This window comes from Staphylococcus simulans, from assembly GCF_003043455.1.
Classification (GTDB): domain Bacteria; phylum Bacillota; class Bacilli; order Staphylococcales; family Staphylococcaceae; genus Staphylococcus; species Staphylococcus simulans_A.
Map to the genome: position 1 here is coordinate 1 of NZ_PZGG01000104.1, position 4,129 is coordinate 4,129.

The following is a 4,129-nucleotide window of genomic DNA, read 5'->3' on the forward strand; positions in this document are numbered from 1 at the left end:
CTATAATAGAAGTATACAAAGGGGGATGAGACATATGAAGAGTAAAAAGCTAACGATTAATATTGTCATTGCGCTTGTAGCAGGGATTATTATCGGATCCATTGGTGACATTTACGCAGACACAAGTTTAGTAAAAGGGGTAGACCAATATTTCTTTAACACAGTTGGTCAAATATTTCTAAACTTAATCTTTATGCTTGTAGTACCAGTCGTATTTGTGTCGATTGTGTTGGGTGTGGTCGGTGTCGGTGATCCAAAATTATTAGGCGGTATCGGCTTAAAAACACTCGTGTTTTTCTTATGTACGACAGCCATTGCGATTACTATAGCGATTGTACTAGCACTAATTGTAAAACCAGGTGCAGGTCATTCAGACTTAATGAAAAGTACTGAAGTAGCTTCTTATCAAAAAACTTTAGACAAACAAAGTGAAGGAGCAGAAGCGCCGGCAAATCAAACATTTGATCAGACTTTAATTAATCTGTTTCCTAAAAATCCAATTGAATCGATGACACAAGGTAATATGTTGCAAGTGATTACTTTCTCGATTTTCATTGGTATCGGTATGATGGTCTTAGGAGATAAAGCGCTAATCGTGAGACAGTTCTTTGAACAGTTCAATGAGATATTGATGTATATTATTTCAATGATTATGCGTGTATTTGCGCCAATTGGTACATTTTGTTTAGTTGCCCATGCATTTACAGGGGCAGGATTAGGCGCAATCAAACAACTCGGTTTATACTTCATCGTTGTATTAGCCGCTTTAATTTTACATTTCTTCTTGATTTATGGCGGCACGATTAAGTTTATCGCAAAAGATAGTCCAATCAAATTCTTTAAAGGTTTTATTCCAGCAATTACGATTGGTTTCGGCGGTTCAAGTTCTAACGCAGCACTGCCGGTCTCAATGGAATGTACAAAGAAAATGGGAGTACGTCCAGCGATTGCATCATTTGTCCAACCACTAGGCGCAACCATCAATATGGATGGTACAGCAATTATGCAAGGAGTTGCGACCGTCTTTATTGCACAAATTTCAGGGGCGCAACTGACGATATTGCAGATTTTAACTGTGATTGTGATTGCGGTTATCGCAAGTATCGGTACAGCAGGAGTGCCTGGTGTAGGTTTAATTATGTTAGCGATGGTGTTGACTGCAGTTGATTTAAATCCTGCTGCGATTGGTATCATTATCGGTATTGACCGACTCTTAGACATGACGCGTACAGCTGTTAATATTACAGGGGATGCAGCATGTGCCTTCATGATTTCTAAACAAGAAGATAGAAAAGCCGTAAGTTCATAATATATTACAGAGGATTGAGATGTTCTAGTGACATCTCGATCTTTTTAATTTTGCATAAATATGACTTAACTGTGAAATGAATATTTCTACTTTAAAGTAAAATTAACTTAAAATGTAAAAATGACTTGAAATATCGCAAATTTTCGCCATAATAGAATAAGGGTATAAAACCACTAGATCAAGCGTAACCAATTCAATTAAAATGTAAAGAATTGGCAATTATATAACTTTTGACGTGTTTGATTATTTAGACAATTTCGGCTTTATCAAAATACGTCATAAAAGCAAAATTCGCTCTTTTAATTTTTCGCATTTTGTATTAAGATGTAATTTGTGTTTCAAGAATTGTGTATTATTGCAATTTCTTGCGTACGGAAAGATTACACAATAGAAAGGTAGAGTAATGATGGACAGACAAAGTTTTACAGATTTAATTCAAACAAAGTTCAAGATGGTGAGAATAGAAGCGGGCTACACTCAAGATACGATGGCTCAAACAATTGGGTTATCAAAGAAAACACTCGTACAAATTGAGAAAGAACGCGTTTTACCAAACTGGACTACATGTGTTTCAATTTGTGCTTTATTCAGAGACTCTGATGTTTTAAACAGTACATTTGGATGTGACCCCCTTGAAATCGTCCAAACAATTTCTAGAAATCACTGTGCATATCCTAAACACCCAACAACAAGTGATATCTACTGGAATACATTAGATTCTAAAAACGGATTTATCCTGCAAAGTAATAAAGTCAGTGAAATCTACCGTGTATTAAATCAAAACAAACAACCTATTTTTGGTACTTCTAAATTAAGAGAAGCTGAAACATATTTCGGAAGAATCTCTAAAGATGAATTAGTACATGCTTAATTCAGATGGTAAATAAGTGATAACAGAATCTTTTACAGAGATTGATACACTTTTTTATCCCATGTATGACATACTTAAAAAGATTGGCGGCTATTGCTGCCAATCTTTTTTGCGTTTTGAAACCTCTGAATTGTGTATATTAAGAGATGTATTGTAATATTAAACCTACGAGTGATTGAAAAGGAGATAAAAATTATGCACGCATTTTTCGTCATATTATTTATGATTGTGATTGGCGCAATCATTGGCGGTGTTACGAATATCATTGCGATTAAAATGTTATTTCATCCGCAAAAAGCCTACTATATCGGAAAGTGGCGTATTCCGTTCACACCTGGATTAGTCCCTAAACGTAGAGAAGAAATCGCTAATAAAATAGGCCGTGTGATTGAAGAACATTTAATTACTGAAGCACTGATTAAAGAGAAAATCAGTTCAGCGAGTGCACGACAAGCAATTGAAGGGTTTATTTCGCAACAAATCCATAAATTAAGCAGTGATCGTGCAACGTTGCAAAACTTTGCGCAGTCATTAGATATAGATTTTGAAACAGCAGCACAGCAAAAGGTACAACAGCTGATTGAAGATAAATTACAACAATACTATCAAGAACATGGACAAGCAGCACTTCACACTTTAATTCCTGAAGCTTTGGAAGCAGAAATCGATGAGAAAGTTGAAAGTTTAACACCATTGTTATGTGATCGTGCACGTGTTTACTTATCATCTCAAAAAGGTGAACAAGATATTTATAATATGTTAGATACGTTTTTTGAAGAGAAGGGTAAAATTGTCGGTTTGCTTGAAATGTTTATGACAAGAGCAAGTATTGCTGAGCGCATTCAAATGGAATTGATTCGTTTAACAAATCATCCGAAAGCGCGTCAGATTGCTGCACAGTTAATTAGAAATGAATATCAAACATTAAAAGATAAACAGTTAAATGAAGTGTTGTCACAAGCACAGTTTACCAATATTAAAGATAAAATGACTCCAATTATGATGGCGTATATCGATATTCCGCATAAAGCGAACCAACCGATTTCAGAATTAGCGCCTGGCTTAGTACAGTATGCACAAGCACATGCAGCAAGCTTTATTACAGATTTAATTGTTAATAAAGCTGCAGAGCATATTTCATCAATTATGAAACAAGTGAATTTAAGTGCGATTGTAGAAGAACAAATCAATTCATTTGATCTTGATTATATTGAACGCTTAATCATTGAAATTGCGAACAAAGAATTAAAATTAATCATGATGCTCGGTTTCTTACTGGGTGGTATTATTGGCTGTTTCCAAGGTATTATTGCATTATTCGTTTAAAATGAATTAGGTTGGGAATGTGTTTAGTGTCTGTTACTAAGAAATCAAGTAAATGTTTCGACACTGTAAATTATTTATGTTATGTTTATTGACGACGTAGTAAAACAATAACTTATAGGAGTGAATTTGAAATGGCAGTAGATTTAAAAGAACAAGCACACAAATTAGAAGAGGCTTTAAGAGAAAGCAATGAGTATCAAGCAATCAAAGATGCTTATGACAAAGTTAAAGCTAATGAAGAATCTAAAAAATTATTCGATGAGTTCCGTGAAACACAATTGAAATTCCAACAAATGCAAATGCAAGGACAACAAATCGAAGAAGAAGACTTACAAAAAGCTCAAGAGCAAGCACAAGCAATTGAAAAAGACGAAAACATTGCTGAATTAATGCAAGCTGAACAACAAATGAGCCAAGTCTTCCAAGAAATCAACCAAATCATCGTAAAACCTTTAGATGAAGTTTACGCTGAAGAAGAAAAATAATAATTAGACATTTTGACTGTCGGGTAATTCTACCCGGCAGTTTTTTCATGTTTTTGTTATCTTTGTTCTTTAGACTCATAGCAGGCGACTATGGTAAAATAAGATGATACTTTGATTACAAAACAATTGATTTTACAT

At 34.5% G+C, this 4,129-nt stretch carries 4 protein-coding genes; all 4 read left to right on the forward strand.

The annotated features are described in order from the left end of the window. Window positions 1-34 precede the first annotated feature (34 nt). The 4 genes from BU038_RS11915 (at window position 35) to BU038_RS11930 (ending at window position 3,991) form a co-directional block, all read left to right on the forward strand. The gene (locus BU038_RS11915) at window positions 35-1,309 is read left to right on the forward strand and encodes a dicarboxylate/amino acid:cation symporter (protein ID WP_107606200.1); all 1,275 of its coding nucleotides are present in this window, start codon (window positions 35-37) and stop codon (window positions 1,307-1,309) included. Window positions 1,310-1,715: 406 nt separating this feature from the next. Further along, entirely contained in the window at window positions 1,716-2,180 is a 465-nt protein-coding gene (gene xdrA, locus BU038_RS11920; RefSeq protein ID WP_107606197.1) for an XRE family transcriptional regulator XdrA, read from the forward strand. Between the two features lie 195 nt (window positions 2,181-2,375). Further along, window positions 2,376-3,506 (forward strand): DUF445 domain-containing protein, encoded by a 1,131-nt coding sequence (locus BU038_RS11925; protein ID WP_107606198.1) that lies wholly within the window; start codon window positions 2,376-2,378, stop codon window positions 3,504-3,506. A gap of 131 nt (window positions 3,507-3,637) precedes the next feature. Next, on the forward strand, window positions 3,638-3,991 hold the full coding sequence (locus tag BU038_RS11930) for a YlbF/YmcA family competence regulator (protein ID WP_107606199.1): 354 nt from the start codon (window positions 3,638-3,640) through the stop codon (window positions 3,989-3,991). Window positions 3,992-4,129 lie beyond the last annotated feature (138 nt).